A 21,762-nucleotide genomic window follows, 5' to 3' on the forward strand; every position below is an offset into this window, starting at 1 on the left:
TATTTTTTATTTACCCATTTTTTTTTAATTAAAACGTGATTTCCTCATAAAGGGATAAGAATAATGAGCCAATAGATCACAAATTATTCCTATAGTTATATTTTCATCTGTCAATCCCTGCATATAAGGATTAATTAGATGATAATAAGTGGTAAAGCCTAAATATGGGAGAATTTCGAGTTTTATCATACTTTAAAAAAATGCTAAAATGGTCCGAATATCGGATTTTTCATTAGAAACATCAGTTTCTAGTACCCTAAAGTGAAGAGGGTTGAAGAACTCTTTTCGATGGCCCCCGAGCACTTGCTTGGGGGATCTTTTTGTTTTTTTGGATAATTTGTCCACTTTATTTCTATATTATGTTTCGTTTTGTTTGTATATACATGGGTAAATATAAGAAACAAGATGAATTAAACCTGTGTTTATAGCAGTTTAATCGGAGGAATATACTTTATGGATGTGAAAGTGAAGAATGATCCCACGAAGCGAACTTTCCAGCAGTTCATTTTTCCATTTACGCTTGAAGGAAAAATGATTGAAAAGTTTGTGGGAAAATTGCTTGAGAACAATTTCGTTTTTTTGAACTTGAAAGATATGGAACAACAAAATCAATTTTACGGCGGCCATAAAGTTTCGCACCGTAAATTGGAAAAGTATTTCATGCCATACATCGAGCCGATTTTATTTCCGGGTCATGCAAAACAGAAGGAAGGCTTGCGGCGTTTCACGAAAAAACTGGATATTGATTGTACCTTCGAATCACCCTATCTAAATACCCCATTTATTATTAACTCTATAGATATTTTCATATGCCCATTTCATATTGGGATGATGAATCTACGTGTTACTTTACCTGAAGGGCTTTCACATAATGATGTGCTCTATTTTGGCGATACATTTAGAATCCTCGAACCGATTGCTGATGATGAAGAAAAAACGAAAGTTGGCTGCCGTGAAAATCAGTATGAACAGGTGAAGGATTTCATCTTCAATGAACTGTTGCCGCCTATTGAGGAATATATGGATGAAGAACAAGCGGATCCGACCTATTTTGGGAGTTTGCCCTTTTTCATCGATGAAAGAATGTATGTGATCAGTTATACGGCATTCCCTGAGAATCGTGATATTTCTAAAAATGATTTATTCCGGATCAGTGAGCTGAACGGGTATGACAATGATGGTGAGCCATATATAGGCGCATTAAACCCTGATTATATAGAAAAGTATTATCAAGAAAGGGTATATGACAGGTGGGGCAAGGAAACCTATTATGTAACTAGCATGTATCATTTCGCGTGTGTCACGAAAGCGACAGGTAAACTGGAACAGGAACTGGCAAGCGAAATGTACGGCCAGCATTTTTATACATTGTTGCTTTTCTTCTATTATAAGATCGTACTGCTTAAATTGGCTCATGAACATTCCCAGATTGATGTGGAAAAAGATCAATCGGATACAGAACAGTTGATTTTCATGATCACTCAGTTTTCTGCAAAGTACTTATTCACTGAAGTGAATAGTACGGCAATCGGTAAAGAGCTTTTCAAAAAAACGGATGAAACCTTCAGGATTGCCCCTCTCTACAGAGAAGTGAAGGAAACACTTTCCTACCTTTATCAAAATCAGGATAAACTGTCTGGGAAAAGCAGTAATTATCTTTTGCAAATACTAACGATTTATACGGTGGTCTCCGGTATATTCGGAATGAATCTATACATTGAAGATTGGAAAGGGAAATTACCATGGAAAGCGTATATGGATTACACCTTATACGAATGGGTAGCTGTCATTGTAACGACAAGCGGTCTTCTCATTTCGGGCATCCTGGGGTTTTTCTTCCTGAAAAAATGGCTGCAAGAGAAAAAAAGCCGAAAAAAAAGAATGCTTTAAAGTCCTGTACACGATGTACAGGACTTTTGTTTTAGAAAAAACATGGTTAAATTAGAAAAATGAAGAAATTTGGCATACGAAATCCCCCATTCCCCTAATATTTTGCTAAACTATAGGTATATCAATCTAACTATTCATTAGGAGGAAATCATGAAGAAACTAGCTTTAGTTTCCAGCTTATTGTTGATGAGCGTATTGTTCCTGGCCGGTTGCTCGGATAAGCCAAGTCCGGAAGAGCGCTTTGCGGCATACACGAAGCTTTGGAATAAACAAGACTTTGCGAAGATGTACGAGTATCTGTCACCTGAGACAAGGAAAGAAATCAGTGCGGATGAATTTGAGAAGCGTTATGAAAAAATCTATACGGGCATTGAAGCCGACCAATTAAAGGTGGACTATAAACAGCCAAAAGAAGAAAAAGATCATAAAGATGGAGAAAAGGTAAGCCTTGCATATACCGTAGATATGTCCACTATGGCGGGCGCAGTCAGCTCTGACCATAAAGCGACACTTGTCAAGGAAGGGGAAGGCGAGGAAGAAAATTGGTACATCGAGTGGGATGAGAGCTACATATTCCCTCAATTGGAAGCTGGTGAGAAGGTATCGGTTGAATCGTATCCAGCCATTCGCGGGGAAATTGTCGATCGAAATGAACGCGGCCTCGCCATGAATGGAACGGTGGCAGAAGTGGGAATCGTGCCAGAGAAAATGGCCAACGAATCCGAAACAGTTAAAAAGGTCGCTGGAATCCTCAACATGTCCACTGACGAAGTGAATCAGAAATTAAAACAAACATGGGTAAAGCCAAGTTATTTCGTGCCCATCAAGAAAATGTCAAATGATAATAGTGCAACTTTGGAAAAGCTATTGAGCATTGCCGGGGTATCTGTCAATAATACGGAAGAGCGCATATATCCGTATAAAGAGGCCACTGCCCATCTAATCGGATATGTCGGTGAGGCATCGGCCGAGGACCTGGAGAAATTGAAAGGAAAAGGATATACCGCAAGTGATGTTATTGGCAAGCGAGGTCTTGAGGAAGTGTTGGAAGCGCGGCTTAAAGGCAAACCTGGCGGTAAAATCTTCATTAAAACCGAAGATGGCGAAGAAAAGGTGATTGCTGAAAAGCCTGCTGAAGAGGGAGAAACAATTACATTGACCATCGACGCCGAGCTTCAAAAGGATATCTTCAAGCAATATAAGAACGAAACTGGATCGGCATCGGCAATTGATCCGAAGACAGGCGAAACGCTTGCACTTGTTTCAAGTCCGTCATTCGATCCTAATAAATATATTTTCGGAATAACGAAAGCAGAACAAAAAGCGCTTGAAGAAGACCCGAAAAAACCACTTCTGAACCGCTTCAGTTCGACGTTTGCACCTGGTTCAACCATTAAGGCCCTCACTGCGGCGATCGCCTTGAAAAATGGTGTGGATCCGAAAGAGTCGATCAATATCCAAGGGAAAACGTGGGCCAAATCGACATGGAAAGATCATTCCATTACAAGGGTTTCGGACCCTGGAGTTCCAATCGATATGGAAAAGGCATTAATTTATTCAGACAACATTTACTTTGCCCAAAAAGCTCTCGGGCTTGGAAAGGAAAAATTCACGAATGGACTCAAGGCTTTCGGATTTGATGAGTCTTTGAATTATGATTATCCGATCAAAGCATCGAGCATTGGCAAGATCGACAGTGAGGGAAGATTGGCAGATGCCGGATATGGTCAAGCGCAAGTTCAAATGAGCACGCTCCACCTCGCCATGACTTATTCAGCCTTCTTGAATGAAGGAAACATTCCTGCACCTTTCTTAATAACTGGAGATAAAATAGAAAAGAAAATATGGAAAGAAAATGCGATATCAGCAGACCAAGCGAATCAGGTCACCAAGATGTTGACACAAGTAGTGGAGCATCCTAAGGGAAGCGGACATGGAATAGCTGATCTTGGCATCAAAATCGCTGCCAAAACGGGAACTGCTGAAATCAAGGCATCCAAAAACGCGGACGGAACAGAAAACGGCTGGTTTGTTGCCATGGACACAGAAGACCCGGAACTTCTCATGGCATGGATGATGGAAGATGTAAAAGGACGAGGCGGCAGCCATGTCGTTGTCGACCAAATGAAACCGGTGTTGAAGAAGTACTTAAAGTAAAGAAAAAAGTCACCCATCTGAACTGGGCAAGCATTTAACATTAAAAAGCAGGACATTGGCTTCTTCCATGTCCTGCTTTATTTTGGTTGTGTTCTAATTTATGGCGGCAATGAAGCTGGATTTGAAGGAGAATGGGTCGTGCATACAGAATGTAAAAAGGGAGTTCAATAACTTGCTAGTATACTCGGGACGTCCTGAAATCATGATGTTTACAGAGTGACATCATCCAGGCCGTTATGTTACCACATGCCGATGGATTGAATGGGATTAATTCAAAAATCCTTGAAAGATGAATAGAATGGGAATGAGGATGAAAAGGAATGAAAAGATTAAAGTATTTGTTTATCGCTTTCTTTATCACTTTTTTTGCATTTCCTTCTCATGAAGCGACGGCAGCAGAAAAAAATTCAACGATGGAAGTGAAACTGAAGAATTATTTGGGCAATAGAACCAGTGCCGAAATAACGGCAACCGGGGACTACCGTACATCAAGGGGAGAGTTATTCATAAAGGCGGGGGAAAATCTGACTTTGAAAGTGGAGTCGGCTAAACTTGCCGTATACAAAGGAACTAAGAAAAAGGGATCTTATGCTTCTTTTAAGGTAATACCAGTTAAACCTGATTCTTCATTATCCATAAACGGCCGTCCGTATCAAGGCTCATTTTCATTTACAGCGGAGGACGGTTACATCCGGCCGATCAATACTGTTTATATGGAAGATTACCTAAAGGGCGTCGTCCCGCTGGAGATGCCTGCACTATGGCACTCCGAAGCCTTAAAAGCACAGGCGATTGCTGCCCGGACCTATGCACTTCGCCATCAATCCACAATAATTGATGATACGGTTTCTTACCAAGTATATGGCGGGGCTGCCGGTCACTATCGAACTAATTCTGCCATTGAGCAGACGAAGGGCATGATAATCAAGCATGATGGCGAAATAATCGAAGCGTTCTTTTCCTCAAGCAATGGAGGAATGACCGAATCGAATTCAAATGTTTGGTCAAGTGGCAACCCCCTTGCATATTTATCTATAAAAGAAGATTTCTATGATCCGAAAACCAGTTGGGAGATAACGCTGGACAAGCAGCAAATCGACCTTTCAAAAATGGACTTAGCTAAACCGGAAGAATGGTGGACAAGTGTAGAGGAAAAAGATAAAACGGTTGTGCCGAAGCTTAAGGCTTGGCTGAAGAATAATGGATATGCGCAGAAAGATATTAAAATAACGGAGATTCCCTTGTTAACATTTTCAAATGAGAAAACGGGAGGCCGTGTAACGAAAGGCTCCATCCAATTGAATTTCTATGTAAGGGACCTCGTTGATGACCGGGGAAAGCTTTTGCCGCAAACGGTTAAGCTTACTAATGTATCAGCTTCCAAAATCAGGAGCATGGTGGGGCAAGAGGTGATGAAAAGCTATCTGGTTGACCATTCATCCTCCGATCACTCCAAAATTTCTATTAAAGGATCAGGATATGGGCATGGTGTCGGGCTAAGTCAGTTTGGGGCGAAAAACAGAGCGGAAGCAGGACAATCCTATCTAGATATTTTGGGATTTTATTATCCTGACACAACTATAGAAAGGGAATATGGACCAGGCGCGGGATTTAAAACGGATCTTGTCGCCAAGTCAGAACCGAATTCAGTAAGCATGAAAGCGAAAACGGATCATGTCAATGATGAGGTTGGAATCACATACTCCCTAAAAGAAGATACTGTGGTTACACTTACGATTAAAGATGGTAAAGGGAAATCTATAGCTACCCCAGTCCGTGACCAAACAATGAAAAAGGGTACCCATTCAGCAATCTGGAACACAAAAGCGGTGAGTAACGGTACATATAAAGCAGAAATATCTACAATGGACCGCAACGGGAATGAAGGTTTGGCAACAATGCCGATTAAGATCAGTAAAGATACGTCGGCACCGAAAATCACCGATGTCAAAAAATCGGGGGACTATAGTACCGAAAAAGCGAACATAACATATATAATTAATGAAAACGCTAATGTAACAGTGGAAATCAAGAACAGTAAAGGGAAGGTTGTCGGTATCCTTTCTGAAAGGCCGTTCAGTAAAGGCAGGCAATCAGCAACATGGGATTTCAAAAATATGTCCAGCGGCATATTTACGGTGACAATCTCAGCTAAGGATAAGAGTGACAATCAGAAAACCATTTCAACGAAAATCTCGATTAGGAAGACGACGGGAATAGTGACAGCAAGCGAATTATATATTAAAGAAAATAGAAATGCATCTTCTGAAACGGTTGGGAATCTATACAGGGACCAATCTGTAACGATCCTGGCTCAACAAGATGAGTGGTACAAAGTGAAAAAGGGAAGCCAAATTGGGTATGTATTAAAAAAACATATAAAAAAATGAGTGAGCAGGACGTCAATCATGGCGTCTTTTTTTGCTCTACTTTATTATGGCATCATGACTCTTCATCATCACGAGTAAATGGACTAAATTCACGAGTAAAGCACAGATTTACGAGTAAATGCACCAAATTCACGAGTAAAAGGCGGAAACTCACGAGTAAATGGACTAAATTCACGAGTAAAAGGCCCGAACTCACGAATAAAGCACGGATTCACGAGTATACGCACCAAATTCACGAGTAAAAGGCGGAAACTCACGAGTAAATGCATTAAACTCGTGAGTAATGCCCGCAAACTTCGCCATAACTTGAGTTAACGGACGTTAATCAAAATGAAAATGAGAATCTTAAAAGAGGAATGAATGCATTCACTCCTCCTTTGTTTTATGCTGACCGGGTGTGAACGGAACACCGGCGGCTTTTGTGATGATTTTTGAGATATCGGTATTTTCAATGACTCCATCAAAGGCTTCACTGCCTGGACCGGAGGCGAAAACGGGAATCATATTGGCTGTGTGTCCTCCTGTGGAACTGGCCGCCCGTATGCTTCGATCAGCTACGCCCGCCTTATGGTGCCTGGCGATGGTGCTACCGATTTCCCAATCGATTTGATGCTTTGGATAGACAAGCGTTTTATTCTTTTTTACGTTATCGATGAATTGATCGACTTCTTGATCCGTAAGGGATATATGTGCATACTTCTTGAATGTGGAAACGACACTTTCTGGTTTGATTTCATTATTTTTATCGAATGTAAGCTGTTTGGACATATATTCAGATGAAACCCTGATTTTTTTCAATGCCGTGATATCCATTGTTTCAGAAGCGGAGGTCCCCATTGTTTCGTGGTCTGCAAGTACAACGATCAACGTATCATTTCGATTTTTTGCCCAATCTACAACCTCTTTTACGGTTTGGTCAAATTCGATTGTTTCTTTCCATATTCCAGTGATGTCGGCTGCATGCTCCATATGGTCAATACGCGCACCTTCGGCCATCAAGAAGAATCCCTTATCACCCCGGGATAAAATATCCAATGCTTTGGATGTCATTTCGGGGAGGGATGGCTCTTGGGAATGTAATACTTCTTTATCCAGTTTGAAATTCATATAGGTAGGGTGAAATAATCCTAAAAGTTTTGCCGGATTATTAATGGAACTAAGTTCTTCTTTAGTCGTCGTAATCCCATAGCCAGCTTGTTTAAATTTGGCAATTAAATCCTCGCCATTCTGCTTATCCGCCTCGAAATAGCTGGCACCACCGCCGAGAATGACGTCAATCCTGTTATCAAAGAGCTGCCTCGCGATATTTGCGCCACCTGTCCAGCGGTTAGGCACACTTGCACCAAAGGCAGCGGGTGTGGCATCGACTACCATATTGGTTGAGATGATCCCGACTTTTTTGCCATTGTTCTGAAAGGCATCCAATACACTATCCACCTCGGAACCATTGGCATCGACACCGATTGATTCATTGTTGGTTTTTATACCAGTGGCAATCGCCGACCCTCCTGCCGCCGAGTCAGTGACGTAATTATTGGCGGAATAGGTGCGCATCAGGGCGACATGCTCCAGTTTTTCCAAATGTAGTACACCTGTCTTTCCATATTCCAATTGCCGGGCAATTTCTATTGCCCCTAGCCCCATGCCGTCGCCAATCAGCAATATGACATTCTTGGGGGGGGTTCTTGTTTCTGCTTGAATAGGGGGGCTCATGCTAATAAAGAAAATTATAAGAACGAATAATCCAAAGCGGTGTGGCGGCTGTACGAGTTTATATCTGGATGTCTTATTCATCTGAAATCCTCCATTGGGTGAAAGTCTTCCTATTATTTGTTTAAATCGATAAAAAAACTCCTCCCTGATATTAAGGATGGAGCTAGTCTTTTTAGCATGGTTAGCGGCATCGAGTCGGTTTTTGTATAATTTGTCTTTCAAAAAAATAAAGAATTTCTATATAATTACAATATGAAGGCGGAAATTTATAAACAGTAAATACATAACTGATATAATTTCACTAAAGGTCAATTGAATTAATAGGAGAGAAAACCCCATGCTATCCAGTATGAAAAAGTTCTTCAAAGAAGGTTCTAAAGACTTGAAGAGAATTTATAAGTTGGTAGAAGAAGTGAATCGGCTAGAGGGTAAATATGAAAAATATTCAGATCTGGAATTAAGCGAAATGAAGAATAGATTTAAAAGCATTTTGGATGCTGGTGATAATATTTTGGATATACAAGCCGAAGCTTTTGCGGTCGTGAGGGAGGCTTCCAAGCGAGTATTGAATCTTAGGCACCATGATGTTCAGCTTGCAGGCGGTTTTGTCCTGAGTGAAGGGGGCATTGCCCAAATGAATACGGGCGAGGGAAAGACGCTTGTCTCTACATTGCCTAGCTATTTACATGCACTGTTCGGTAACGGTGTCCATATAATAACGGCCAATGAATATTTGGCCAAACGTGATAAAGAGTCAATGGGACAAATTCTTGAATTTCTAGGATTGACGGTCGGTTTGAACATTTCCCAAATGGGACCTTCCGCGAAACGTGAAGCATATGCGGCAGATATCACGTATGGGACGGCAACAGAGTTCGGTTTTGATTATTTGCGTGATAATCTGGTTTATCGAAGGGAAGACAAGGTTCAAAGAGGACACCGATTTGCCATTGTCGATGAGGTTGACAGCATCTTGATTGATGAAGCGAGGACACCATTAATCATTGCGGGCAGGGCAAACGACGGGACTGAGCTTTACCAGATCACGGCGCAAATCATGAAGACATTTATAGAAAAGGATGATTACGAGATTTCCGTCGAGTCAAGGTCCGCCTTCTTCACGGATCAAGGTGCTTCCAAGATTGAAGAGGCCTTTGGCATCGACAATCTGTATGGAATGGAGCATCAAGAGTTATTACATAATGTTACACAGGCGCTGAAAGCGCGGGCAATCATGAAATTGGATGTGGACTACATTGTCATCGATGGAAAGATTGCAATCATCGATAAATTCACAGGCAGGGTGATGGAAGGGCGAAGCTTCAGTGACGGGCTGCATCAAGCCATTGAGGCAAAAGAGGGATTGGAGATTTCCGAAGAGAATGAAACACAGGCTATGATTTCCGTCCAAAATTATTTTCGATTATATCATTCAATGTCTGGGATGACAGGGAGTGCCATACCATCAAAGTCTGAATTCCAGGAAATATATCAGCTCCCCGTCATTGAAATTCCAACTAATGAGCCAATTATTCGAGTGGATGAGGTTGATTTGCTTTATAAAGATGAAACAAGCAAAATCAACAAAATCGTTACGGAAGTAAAACGGATCCATGATGAAGGCAGACCTATCCTGATCGGGACGACCTCCATTGAGCAATCTGAAAAAATTTCGGTTCAACTGGATAATCGGAAAATTAAACATCAAATCCTTAATGCGAAGACGGAAGAGGATGAAGCGGAGATCATTGCGAATGCCGGGCAAAAAAAACAGGTGATGCTGGCCACGAACATGGCTGGGAGAGGGACGGATATATTACTTGGGAATGATGTCAAGGAATTGGGCGGCCTTCATATTATCGGGACGGAGCGACACGAAAGCCGTCGGATCGATATGCAGTTAAGAGGACGCTCCGGGCGGCAGGGTGATCCTGGTTCAACACAATTCATCATTTCTTTGGAAGATGATTTATTTCATTACTATGATGAAGAAGAAATGGGACGTTATATCAAGAAAATCAAAACGGATGAAAATGGGGTGGTGCTGGGCCCTGCACCCGATAAATTCGTTAAAATGGTTCAGGAAACGGTAGAGCAGATGCATCAATCAAGCCGATATCACTTATTGAAGTTGGAACATGCATTAAATGAGCAGAGTAAAATCATCTATGCAATGAGAGATCGGATTCTTGATATGAAGCCTGAACGGATTTCGGCCATTTTACTTGAATACATCGTAAAATACATTACTCGGCTCACAGTGAAATATGACCGTGAACATATAGCGGAGCCTGACTCCTCTGCCTTAATTGAGGAGCTAACCTTTGTTTTGCTGTCGTTAGGTTGGCAGGAAAGTGATTTGAAGGATATAGAAGGCCAAATTGAAGGAAGGGTGTTGGAGGCTTTAGGTGAATGGGAATCGAGACTGGTGATCTTTCAAGACGATGCAGAATGGGGAAACCAGTTGCGCGCTTTCATGCTGCAGCACATCGATACAAATTGGATGAACCATTTAGATGAAATGAACAGTTTGAAGGAAGGCATTGGTTTAAGCGAATATGGTCAGCAGGACCCATATGCGTTGTTTGAAAAAGCAGCTCTCAGTCAATTCAACCTTCTATTAAGTAAAATTGAGGCGGAGATAAGCATCCGTTTTATGGAATATATGAAAAGCAATCAGCAAGATGCAGCTTCTTTGGAGGGGGAGGAACGATGAGTTTATTTGGAAAAAGGGATAATGCAGCTTCAGATGTACCTAAGTTAGCAGATCAGAATGACACCGTTCATACTGTCCTGATGTTTCACAAGGGGTGGGATATTTCCAAGCAAGAGGAATATGTATATAAATTCCACCATCAAAGGCTGCCTGCATTAAAACCGAACCAAATTTCAATATCCGGCATCAAGCTGACTAGGGTGGAAGATGATGTCATCATAGTGGCTTTTCTGCGAAATTCAATAGATAAAGCCGTCAGTTTTGATATCGTGGATTTACTGTTAGTTGATGGAGATGGAAAACTCCTTGTGAAAAAGACATTCGATCTCACAGAGCTTGGTGAGATACCGGCACTTTCAAGCATGCCATGGCGTTTCTTGTTCGAGGAAGGGGATATGTTGGCGGAATCGATTCCTGATGAAGGTTGGAAGATTGCTTTTGAAATGAAGAGAAAGTAGAAAAACAACCGCAAGAGTCTAGCGGCAATCGGCAGCTTTTTTGCCGGAGCGCCAAAGCAAAGCCCTCATCCTTTTAGTGATGAAGGTTTTTTGTTTATAAGGGAGGTCAGTAGCACCAAATATTTATGCCATTTTCTGTGTGCAATTTCTCATAAATGGTAACGCTAAGTAATATTTATAAGTAATCTTCCGCAATCTAGCCTAACCAAGGCTTGGAAATAATGAAGAGGAAAGTGGCAGGAACATGAAGAATAACCGTAATCGACGCTTGAAGGAGAGGCTATTTGAGTTATTGTCATTCTCAATCGTGTCCATACTTTTCATTTATACGAATGATAGGATGGGTAACGATCTTTCTATTGGAATAATTACGATAATCATCGGTGCTGCCGGTTTTGTTGTTTATCTGAAGGAATGGATATCGAATGGAATCGTAAAGGGCATCGTTTTTTCAGTTTTCCTTCTTTCGATCATGGTCTTTTTCCTTGGGGACATCTGGTTTTATCGTTATTATTCAACACCTATAACATCCTATATGTGGATGCAAAAAAGCAATCTGAATGGGCTAGGTGAAAGTATATTCAGTATGATGGAAATCAAGGATGCAATCTTTCTTCTGGCAGGCATTCCAATTGCTGAATCTTTTGTGAAGAAAAAATACCCCCTCAAGCATATGGCACTTGTGCCGGCCGTAATATTCCTGATGATAGCAGGATTAAAACCAGTCAAGAATATCTTTATCGACAAAGTAGATATAACCCGGCGTTATGAGGCAAATACCTTCTTACGAACCTGGGGCCCTATCGGCCATCATGCATTGGATACGTATGCCTATTTTACTGACTCGGGAAGGGATGAAATGTCTTCGGAAGAAAAGAAGGCCGTTTCTGATTACTTCAATAAAAAGAAAAGAAAGGAAAATGCCCATTCAGGATCCTTGGAGGGGAAGAATCTCATTATCATTCAGGTGGAATCTTTACAGTCGTTTCCGCTCTTTCAAACCAGTGCCGGGCAGGAGGTCACGCCATTCATGAATGGACTGGCGAAAGGGGGATTGTATTTCCCGCATGTATATCCGCAGACGGTATTTGGAAATTCATCTGATGGAGAGCTTATCGTGAATACCGGACTATTTCCTTTAAAGCAAGGTGCGACCTTTTTTCGGTTCCCTTATAATGATTTTCCTGGTCTTTCCAAGGAATTAAAGACGTCGGATTATCAAAGTTTTGCTTTCCACGGAGATGAAGAAGACTTTTGGAATAGGCAGCATGCATATCCCTCGCTAGGTTTTGATGACTATCTTTCCATAGAGGATATGAAGCAGGATGAGATGATTTCGATGGGCTTGGGAGACCGCAGTTTCTTTAATCAAAGCTATGATTTCTTAAAAGATAAACAAAACCCCTATTACGCTTTTTTCGTTACTTTGACCAGCCATGTACCTTTTTCACTGCCGAAGGAACAGATAACAATGAAGCCTGAAGTTGGAAAAGAAAATAGTTACCTGACTAAATACTTCGAAGCCATTCATTATACAGATTCAGCTATCGGGGATTTCGTGAAGAAGTTGAAGGATGACGGGAAGTTGAAAGACAGCGTAATTGTCATTTACGGAGATCATGATGGGCTATTCTTGAAAGATAAACACGAGGTTGAAGCGTATTATGGTAGTAAAATTAGCAATGAAGAGTGGATTAAAAAATATATGCCCATTCCCGTGATCATTTATCAGGAGGATATGGAAGGGAGAACGATTGATAAGGTGGCGGGCCAAATCGATATTCTGCCCACTCTATATGATTTGTTCAATATAAAGAGTTCTTCATACTTTGGAGAGAGCATGCTGGATGGCGAAGAGGGTGATGCCTTGATATTAAAAGGGGATTATGGTTCTCAAATGAAAATAAATGGGGAAGGCAAGGTCGAAGGATTTTCACCAGAAGATCAAAAGGAGATTGATCTGAGTGATCAGGTGATACGTTCCGATTACTTTAAAAAAATTGAGAAGGAGGTAAAAAAAGAGGATGACTGATAAAAGTCATCCTCCTTCCATTATAATCCCAAATGTGTTTTAATGCGATTTTGGGCTTCAAGCTTTGTATCTTCTGGAACGATGTTGTACCAAACGCCATCTACCCGTTGATTGTCACCTTCAAGTGTATATTGTTCAATATTTTTGAGGGATGATTTGTAGTTATTTTGAATGCTCAACATTTCATTGAAACTTAAATTGGTTTCCACGTTTTTACCTAAAGCTTCGAATATATCGTCATAATTGGTAAGTGTTGATAGGCTTGCCCCTTTTTTCATGACAGCTTGGATAACTTGGCGTTGCCGCATTTGCCGTCCATAATCCCCGCGGGGATCTTCTTTACGGATTCGGGAATAAATCAAGGCCTCTTTACCATTTAAGTCGATTGTACCTTTGTTGAAGGTATATCCTTTATAGGCAAGGTCCATATCATTATCGACCGTGACACCGCCAACGGCATTCACGATATCCTGAAAGCCTTCCATATTCATTTTGACGTAATAGTCAATAGGAATATCCAAATAGGATTCCACTGTATTTATCGACATGGCCACTCCGCCATATGCATAGGCATGGTTCATTTTATCATTTATACCTTTACCGACAATCTCTGTACGGGTATCTCTCGGTAAACTCAATAATTCAATCGATTCTTTTTTAGGATTAACGGTCATGACAATCATCGTATCTGATCGACCTGAGTCATTTTTTCTTTCATCCACACCAAGAATTAGTAATGAAAATGGATCTTGGCTTTTGAACTTGATGTCCTCTACACGTTTATCCGTTTTATGGGCTGTGCCCTGCATAGTGCTGATCGCACCGGCTAATGATTGATATACTGAAGCGCCATAAACACCTGCGCCAATGATAAGGATAAGAAGGGTGAAGCCGATTATTTTAAACGTTTTGCGTTTCTTTTTCTTTTTTTTATGTTCGGATCTCATTTAATATTCCTCCCTTAACCATCCCACAAAATGGAAGGTGTGAAAAAGTACCTAGTCGGTATTTTTAACTATACCTTTTTTTTGTCAAAAATAGAATAGTTTCTTTTTGTAGTTAGAGTGCATATTTACCTTTTTTTCATTCAAAAAAACGAAGGATTCTGAATTCCTTCGTTTACACATCATTCATTTTTTTCCAAAATTGTATAGCATAGTTAAAGAAGTTATGAATCTTTTCATAAAATTTGCCAGACTTTAAGAGAAAGTCTGGCAAGTGAATCTTATAAACTTCTATAACCGATGATTTTACTTTTGAAATAAGAGTTTGAAGTAGTACTGATCGTTACTCCCTTACTTGATGAGGCATGAATGAATTCCCCGCCGCCCAAGTATATTCCCATATGGCTTATGACTGATTTATTGGAACCCGTTGCAAAGAAGATAAGATCGCCGCTTTTCGGTGAAGTAACTTTTTTGCCCATATCATAATAGGTGGACGATGAAAGCCTTGGAACATCATACCCAGCCTTCTTGAACGTATAGTAGATGAAACCGCTGCAATCGAATCCTGATGGGGAGGAACCCGCCCACGAATAAGGTGTGCCAATCAATTTCTTTGCTTCGGAAACGAGCTTGGCCACTTTGTTTCCTGAACTTGGGGCTTCCACTTTTCCACCATCGTTTTTATCTGCAGGGGCAGTGCTTGCCGAGGTACTTAATTTCAGTTTTTGCCCCACTCTGATTAAATCGGACTTTAGCGAGTTGATCGATTTAAGCTGGGCTACAGTCAAGTTTGTTTTTCTGGAAATCTTGGAAAGAGTATCACCTTTTACCACAATGTATGTAGACGAATTGGCTGGGGTCTGTGTACCACTGGATGGTTTGGAGCTGCCGGGTAAATCAATGGTAGTGGTGGTGGTTGATTTGGATACGATAAGTTTGGCGCCTGCATAAATTCTATCGGATTTTAAGTTATTCATTTTCATCAATTCAGCAAGTGTAAGGTTATGCTTGTTTGCTATCCTGGTTAAGGTATCACCTGAAACAATGGTATATGTGGTTTTCTTTGTTGTTTTCATGGAAACTGAAGGAGCATTTGATGTTGTTTTGGAGTTGGGTGTAATTAATTTTTGATTGATTCTCAAAAAGTCTGATTTTAAGTTATTAAGCTGTTTTAAGTCTTTTACCGTCGTATTATGATTTTGGGCGATTTTACTTAGGTTATCACCGCTTTTGACTGTATATGTACCGGCAAGGGCAGGAGAAACAAAAGTCGAAGATAAAATGGCTAATGTCGAAAATGCGACAACACTTTTTTTCACGGTTTTCCACCTCGAATATGTCTTTTTCCCTATTCTAACAAAATAAATGGGTTTAAACATATTACATTTTTGTTACAAGGGGAAAATAGTAGTATTTTACTGGTTTATATTGGTGGCGTTTGAGTATTGTAATCTACAATATTTTCTATATTGTGAGTCTTTTTTCACATTTCGGAGCGTGGTGTTTCCCTTTGTCACTTTATGAAAAAAATGTACCTTTTTGTAGGGCGTGCATGCCCGCTCAGTGGTTATGGAAAAATAGAAAACCCACTTCGTTTTACGAAGTGGGTGGTTTTATTTATAAAGGAAATTAACTAAGTTCCTGCTTGAATTTCCCGTGGAGTATTCATTCCATTTTTGGTTAAAGGAAGCGATCTTCATTGATGAATGATCGGCGGTACGGATTTTCCTCAAGAGCTCTTCCGTGGTGGATACCACGGGTCCGGGCATGGAAGAAGAGTAATCCTCCCAGAATCCCCGTTCCTGCACATACTTTTCTAAGTCATATGCAAAGAATATCATGGGTCTTCCCAAAAAAGAGAATTCAAATGGAATCGATGAGTAATCGGTTATTAAAAGATCCGTACTGATCAGCAGTTGATTAACGTGAAAGTCACTATTGACAGGGTAAATGAATCCCGGGAATTTATCTTGTAAATCATGCTCTGCTTTTACAGCTGGATGCAGCTTTAGCAATAACGCATAATTTTCGCCCTTAAGTTCCTTGTAGAGCAATTCCAAATCAAGAGCAATCTCTCCGTTGTTCAAGCCGTCATTACGAAATGTAGGGGCATATAACATGATTTTCTTATGCTCAAGTTCTGGATACTTGGTCAGCAAAGCATTACGGGCAGTCCTTTTTGATTCATCATTAAAAAAGAAATCGGTCCGAGGGATCCCGGTCCTTAGGATATGGGATGCCGGCAGTTGGAAACTTTCTTGATAAATCTCGGCCATTCTCTCTGAACCTGCCGTAACATAATCGAACTTACCATATACCTCAAAAAATCTTTTCCTTGCACCGGCTGAACGGTTTTTAATGGAAGGGTCTTTTGCTCCGAATTGCTTTACGGCACCGGCCGCATGCCACACTTGCACGCATGTCACTTGCTTTTTGAATGAAATGGCTGAAAGAAAGCCAAAATAATTATCGATGATAATCCATTTTGATGTAGCCAGATGATAAATCGATCGGAACATGGCACTGATATTTTTTGATTCAAACGGAAGGACGATGGTTTCCCCATCGTCCTTAACTTGTATAGAACTGCTTGATTTCATTAAAAATACCTTTTGAACGGAAATGTCCTGCTTGTCCATTTCATCTGCGATATATTGGCAATTGTCCCCGAATGATGTGACAAAGGTCGTTTTGTCATATAAAGGGAAAAGTTTAAAGATAGAGAATAAAACTTTGAAACAAAAAAGATAAATCCCTATCGCGAATTCTTTAGCCATTAGTAACTTGTAGAAGGTCATCTTTAATTTGGGAAGTCGAAATGCCGATTGTCCTTGGAAGGTAGACCACTTCACAAACTTCGGATAATTCATCGAATTGGCCTTTCCAGTCATCACCCATTACAAAGATATCCACACCTTCGCGAACGATGTCTTCCTTCTTTTGTTCCCAATTGTCTTCAGGTATGACTTCATCCACATAACGAATTGATTCTAGGATCATTTTTCTGTTTTCAAAGCTGTGATAAGCTTTTTTATCTTTTAAAGCATTGAATTCATCCGTAGAAATGGCAACGATCAGATAATCCCCTAAATCTTTAGCACGTTTTAATAGATTGATATGACCCCAATGAAGCAAATCAAAGGTTCCGTAAGTGATTACTTTTTTCATTTTTATTCCTCCTTTAAGACTCTTGAACTGTTATTCAATCAAATTAATATATATTTGGTCTATTAGAATATGAAATGGAACAATAAAACAGGCAACCAGCTCTTTTATTCCGCTTGTTGTTTTCCTGTATTTTTTAGGCAATGACATTCTCTAACTAATTATAACTTAATAGCTTTACAAATAAACCACAATTTTTTTACAAATAAACCACAATTTTTTACATTGATGATTCTTGTAAATATTATTTTTTAAGTTAAAATTAAATGTTGACTAATTTGTATGACTCTGAAGGGCATAATAAAGTGTCCATAATTAATGTAAGGATTTATACTTAATGGTATTTAAAAATAATTCCCCTCACATTAATGAATGAAAAAAGATTTCATCATTCTTGCTGCAATCAGAAAAGCCACTCACAATTTTACCACGTTTAGGAGAGAACAACTAGAGGAGCTTCATAAATCCTGTTTTCTAAAAGTGGAAGGTGAAGGACAGAGGATGGGTATCTATCGGCCATAAATCTATCGCTTAACTTTTATGGAACCATTTAATGAGGGGGAAATATAAACGGTTGACCTGTTTTGAAAGCGTTCACTTTGATAGTAAGAAGACTTCTTTGTAATTGAAAGACATGTTTTTGCTATTCCCTTTCTATTCTGGCAACATGGAAGGACATGCATTTGATTTTTGCGGTTTTTTGTTTTGGTACGACAATGAATCACCTGGATATTTTCTTTTTTGTTCATAGGTGGAATTGAAGGGTAATTAAGGGAAATCCACCTGTATGTTTAATGATATTGAGGAAAAGCCAAAAAAAGTTTATGATTTTAAAGTACAATGAATGATTCATTTTTATTTAAATAAATAATTTGTTATAGGTGGTCTAAAATGATTAAAAAGCTTCTTGGAAAAGGGAAAGCAAAAAAAACGCCTAAAATTAAGCTGAAACAAGTTCTGACCATTGCGCAAGAGGAAAATATGCTATTGATTAAAGGAGAATTTTCAATAGAACATTATTGCGCAAAAGAACTATGGCTATATTCTAGGGAAAACGAAGATCAGAAAATAAAAATAGCTGAATCGGTGAGCTCGTCTAAATTTGATTTTAAAGTAGATATGAAAGATTTAATGCGGAAATTAGCAGATGATGAACCGACTGTTTATGACTGTTATATAAAGGTAGCCGTTCCGATTGAAAAGCTGAGTAAGAAAACAATACTTAATATCGAACATAAAGCTGAATATGTAGAAGAGAACGAACAGGTTCATATTGAATTTCCAATTCGTCTAGGGCGTTTTCAGGAGACGTACACGAACAATTTAAGTATTTACACCTATGAAGATAAACAAGGTATATTCTCGATAACGAATAAAGGAAATATATCTCTTTACATCAATAAAACCCCTAAAATTCAAATTAAGTCTCAAATTGAAAAAATGAAAAACAATTCGAAGACCATGCATGTTAATGGTCAAATCTTCACCAAGCATTCCGTGATCATAAAAGGTGAGGGCCTAGTTAGAGGAAGACAAAGTGGCAAAGAATATCAGGCCAATCTATCTTTTATTCATAATAAGGAAATGAATATTAAGAAATTTGGACTGAATCGTTATATATATGATTTGAAATTGGATTTAGAACAATTAGTCAGTGTGGATTTGGAAGATGATGTCTATGATATTTACATGAAATTACATTTACATGATCAGGAAGAGCCGAAAATGGTACGCGTCGGAAGACCGACCACGAGAACTAAATTATTTACAAAAAAGACCGATGTGAGTTCGAATAATGGAGTGGCCATCATCAATCCATATTATACCTTTAAAGCATCCAATTTATCTTTGGAAGTGTTTAACTTCTCTACGGAAAGTTATCGATATCTAAAAAAGATGATGGGATGGAGGCGTTTTTTGGCCCTATTTAAAAAGAAAAAGGATGTTTGGCTAATTGGCGAAAGAACTTATAAGGCCCAAGATACCGGATATCACTTTTTTAAATATATGAGGGAAAACCACCCTGAAAAAGAAGTCTATTATGTAATAGAAGAAAATTCCGTGGAAGCCAAGAACGTCGAGCCCTTTGGAAATATCCTTTATTTCAAGTCAAAGGATCATATTAAAAAGACAATGGAATCGACACGTATCATTTCATCACATCATCCGGATTATTTATATCCTTTAAGAACATCTGAATTTAAAAATCGTGTTAAGGGAGTTAAGGTATTTCTTCAACATGGTGTTATGGGCACTAAGAACATGGTTGCAAACTACGGCAAAAATGCATCCTCCGGTTTTAGTACGGATGTTTTTCTAGTTAGTTCAGACTTCGAAAAGGATATGATCGTAACGGATTTTGGATACAACGAGAAGGAAGTATTCACGACCGGACTTTCTAGGTTCGACTCACTATTTAAGGATGATGTTTTAACAAAGCGGCAATTACTGATCATTCCGACATGGCGAGATTGGATTACATCCGATGAAATATTTTTGGAAAGCGAGTATTTCGAAAGGTATCAGAACTTGGTGAATCACCCGGTTTTACATGAGTTATCTAAAAATAATGGGTTTGAAATCATTTTTTGCCTTCACCCTAATATGCAGAAATTCACGTCTTATTTTAAAGATGCCCCTGTTCGGGTGATTAGTCAGGGTGAAGTGGATGTCCAAAGGTTAATTAAGGAAAGCGCGATTATGATCACGGACTATTCAAGTGTTGCTTTCGACTTTAGTTTCCTGCATAAACCGGTTATTTACTATCAATTTGATAGAGATCGTTTCATAGGGAAAAGACCGTCACATTTGGATTTGGATAACGATCTTCCGGGTGAAATCGTTGATGAATTGGATGGATTGTTGGGTGTTTTAGCCGAATACGCCAACACTGATTTTGTCATGAAGAAAAAGTATATCGATAAGGCCAACCGTTTTATTAAATATCGGGATGTCCATTCTAATTCAAGGATATTCGAAGTGATTAAACATGCAGAAAAAGATCAGAATTCACTTATTAAATTATATAACCACCCGATATCAAAACTCATTATGAATCGATTTAGGAAAAGTGAACAGTATTTCCCTGTCATGAAAAAAGTTTATAAAATCATGTCCAGGATCATACCGGTTGACCGGAACCTTATTCTTTTTGAAAGTGGGATAGGGAAGCAATTCTCCGATAGCCCCAAATATATTTATGAAGAACTGGTCAAAAGGGATAATAAATATAAAAAAGTTTGGGTGTATAATGGTAATTTACCGATAAAAGGAAAGAACACGAAGCTGATCAAACGCCTAAGCCCGGAATATTATTATTATTTGGCCAAAGCAGGTTATTGGATAAATAATCAAAACTTCCCTACTTATTTAAGCAAAAGGAAGGAAACGACATATATTCAGACTTGGCATGGAACCCCTTTGAAAAAAATGCTGTTTGATATCGATAATATTCAAGGAAGAGACGAGGGGTACTTGAATCGGGTGCATGGTGCAACGAGAACATGGGATTACTTAATATCACCAAGTCCATACGCATCCAAAGCCTTCAGAAGTGCTTTCAAATATGAAGGGGAAATATTGGAAACGGGATATCCGAGAAATGATTTGTTTTACAAGGAAGATGCTTCAATGGTTGCCGACTCAGTGATGGAAAAACTGAAGATACCAAAAGGGAAAAAAGTCATCTTATATGCTCCTACATTCCGGGATAATCAAACTTCGAAAAACAATAAATTCATTTTCGAGCTGAAATTTGATTTGGAAAGAATGAAGGAAGAACTAGGGGATGAATATATCCTGTTGTTAAGGATGCATGTTGTTATAAGTAATAATCTCAGCATTCCGAGCGAATTCGAGGATTTCGTGATAAATGTATCCAATTATTCAGATATCCAGGAACTTTACCTGATTTCTGATATATTGATTACGGATTATTCTTCCGTAATGTTCGATTTTGCTAATACTGCCCGGCCGATTTTGTACTACACGTATGACTTGGAAGATTACAGAGATAACATCCGCGGATTCTATATGGACTTTGAAAAGGAAGCACCAGGTCCATTTTTAAAAACGACTGAGGAGATTATCGATACTATTACCAATATTGATGAAATAAACATGCAATACAAAGAGAGATATGGTTTATTTAGAGAGAAGTATTGTGGAATAGAGGATGGTAAAGCTACACAGAGAATCGTGGATAAATTTTTTAATGATTGATTCCTGAAATAAAGGGTATTGTTGCTTTTAAGTAACTGGTAACTGGCTGACTGATAGAAACATCTATGTTACC

The 21,762-nt window shown here is 39.3% G+C and carries 12 protein-coding genes; 7 read left to right on the forward strand and 5 right to left on the reverse strand.

What is annotated here, in order from left to right:
* Window positions 1-453 precede the first annotated feature (453 nt).
* The 3 genes from A6755_RS02400 to A6755_RS02410 all read left to right on the forward strand — a co-directional run bounded on the left by A6755_RS02400 (window position 454) and on the right by A6755_RS02410 (window position 6,437).
* Window positions 454-1,890, forward strand: coding sequence for a hypothetical protein (locus tag A6755_RS02400; protein ID WP_063589683.1), 1,437 nt, complete (start codon window positions 454-456; stop codon window positions 1,888-1,890).
* A gap of 150 nt (window positions 1,891-2,040) precedes the next feature.
* The gene (locus A6755_RS02405; RefSeq protein WP_084737291.1) at window positions 2,041-4,047 is read left to right on the forward strand and encodes a penicillin-binding transpeptidase domain-containing protein; all 2,007 of its coding nucleotides are present in this window, start codon (window positions 2,041-2,043) and stop codon (window positions 4,045-4,047) included.
* Window positions 4,048-4,367: 320 nt separating this feature from the next.
* Window positions 4,368-6,437, forward strand: a complete 2,070-nt coding sequence (locus tag A6755_RS02410) for a SpoIID/LytB domain-containing protein (protein WP_063589685.1) — start codon at window positions 4,368-4,370, stop codon at window positions 6,435-6,437.
* Between the two features lie 366 nt (window positions 6,438-6,803).
* On the opposite strand, the gene A6755_RS02415 is transcribed toward A6755_RS02410, so the two are convergent.
* A complete protein-coding gene (locus tag A6755_RS02415; protein WP_174878683.1) occupies window positions 6,804-8,231 on the reverse strand; it encodes an alkaline phosphatase in 1,428 nt (475 codons plus the stop codon).
* Window positions 8,232-8,487: 256 nt separating this feature from the next.
* Between A6755_RS02415 and secA the strand changes: the two genes are divergently transcribed.
* The 3 genes from secA to A6755_RS02430 all read left to right on the forward strand — a co-directional run bounded on the left by secA (window position 8,488) and on the right by A6755_RS02430 (window position 13,356).
* Window positions 8,488-10,866 carry a preprotein translocase subunit SecA gene (gene secA / locus A6755_RS02420; protein WP_063589686.1) on the forward strand — a complete coding sequence of 793 codons (2,379 nt, stop codon included), beginning with the start codon at window positions 8,488-8,490 and terminating at the stop codon, window positions 10,864-10,866.
* Window positions 10,863-11,324, forward strand: coding sequence for an SLAP domain-containing protein (locus A6755_RS02425; protein WP_063589687.1), 462 nt, complete (start codon window positions 10,863-10,865; stop codon window positions 11,322-11,324). The genes secA and A6755_RS02425 overlap by 4 nt, the downstream gene beginning before the upstream one ends.
* A 244-nt stretch (window positions 11,325-11,568) precedes the next feature.
* The gene (locus A6755_RS02430; protein ID WP_063589688.1) at window positions 11,569-13,356 is read left to right on the forward strand and encodes an LTA synthase family protein; all 1,788 of its coding nucleotides are present in this window, start codon (window positions 11,569-11,571) and stop codon (window positions 13,354-13,356) included.
* A 20-nt stretch (window positions 13,357-13,376) separates the two neighbouring features.
* Here A6755_RS02430 and A6755_RS02435 read toward each other — a convergent pair whose 3' ends face one another.
* The 4 genes from A6755_RS02435 to tagD form a co-directional block, all read right to left on the reverse strand.
* Window positions 13,377-14,303, reverse strand: a complete 927-nt coding sequence (locus A6755_RS02435) for an LCP family glycopolymer transferase (protein ID WP_063589689.1) — start codon at window positions 14,301-14,303, stop codon at window positions 13,377-13,379.
* A 278-nt stretch (window positions 14,304-14,581) separates the two neighbouring features.
* Entirely contained in the window at window positions 14,582-15,622 is a 1,041-nt protein-coding gene (locus A6755_RS02440) for a C40 family peptidase (protein ID WP_063589690.1), read from the reverse strand.
* Window positions 15,623-15,916: 294 nt separating this feature from the next.
* A complete protein-coding gene (locus A6755_RS02445) occupies window positions 15,917-17,080 on the reverse strand; it encodes a CDP-glycerol glycerophosphotransferase family protein (RefSeq protein ID WP_063589691.1) in 1,164 nt (387 codons plus the stop codon).
* Window positions 17,073-17,471: a glycerol-3-phosphate cytidylyltransferase gene (tagD, locus tag A6755_RS02450; protein ID WP_034315711.1), complete on the reverse strand. Its 399-nt coding sequence runs from the start codon at window positions 17,469-17,471 to the stop codon at window positions 17,073-17,075. Before tagD ends, A6755_RS02445 begins: the two co-directional genes overlap by 8 nt.
* Window positions 17,472-18,359: 888 nt before the next feature.
* Here tagD and A6755_RS02455 point away from each other — a divergent pair.
* Window positions 18,360-21,689 (forward strand): CDP-glycerol glycerophosphotransferase family protein, encoded by a 3,330-nt coding sequence (locus A6755_RS02455; protein ID WP_084737299.1) that lies wholly within the window; start codon window positions 18,360-18,362, stop codon window positions 21,687-21,689.
* Window positions 21,690-21,762 lie beyond the last annotated feature (73 nt).

It is taken from the genome of Peribacillus frigoritolerans, from assembly GCF_001636405.1.
Lineage (GTDB): Bacteria > Bacillota > Bacilli > Bacillales > DSM-1321 > Peribacillus > Peribacillus frigoritolerans.

Coding starts and splice junctions, on each gene's coding strand:
- A6755_RS02410 (WP_063589685.1), top strand. CDS start 4,368: ATGAAAAGATTAAAGTATTTGTTTATCGCTTTCTTTATCACTTTTTTT.
- A6755_RS02435 (WP_063589689.1), bottom strand. CDS start 14,303: ATGAGATCCGAACATAAAAAAAAGAAAAAGAAACGCAAAACGTTTAAA.
- A6755_RS02405 (WP_084737291.1), top strand. CDS start 2,041: ATGAAGAAACTAGCTTTAGTTTCCAGCTTATTGTTGATGAGCGTATTG.
- A6755_RS02455 (WP_084737299.1), top strand. CDS start 18,360: ATGATTAAAAAGCTTCTTGGAAAAGGGAAAGCAAAAAAAACGCCTAAA.
- A6755_RS02425 (WP_063589687.1), top strand. CDS start 10,863: ATGAGTTTATTTGGAAAAAGGGATAATGCAGCTTCAGATGTACCTAAG.
- A6755_RS02415 (WP_174878683.1), bottom strand. CDS start 8,231: ATGAATAAGACATCCAGATATAAACTCGTACAGCCGCCACACCGCTTT.
- A6755_RS02430 (WP_063589688.1), top strand. CDS start 11,569: ATGAAGAATAACCGTAATCGACGCTTGAAGGAGAGGCTATTTGAGTTA.
- A6755_RS02400 (WP_063589683.1), top strand. CDS start 454: ATGGATGTGAAAGTGAAGAATGATCCCACGAAGCGAACTTTCCAGCAG.
- tagD (WP_034315711.1), bottom strand. CDS start 17,471: ATGAAAAAAGTAATCACTTACGGAACCTTTGATTTGCTTCATTGGGGT.
- secA (WP_063589686.1), top strand. CDS start 8,488: ATGCTATCCAGTATGAAAAAGTTCTTCAAAGAAGGTTCTAAAGACTTG.
- A6755_RS02445 (WP_063589691.1), bottom strand. CDS start 17,080: ATGGCTAAAGAATTCGCGATAGGGATTTATCTTTTTTGTTTCAAAGTT.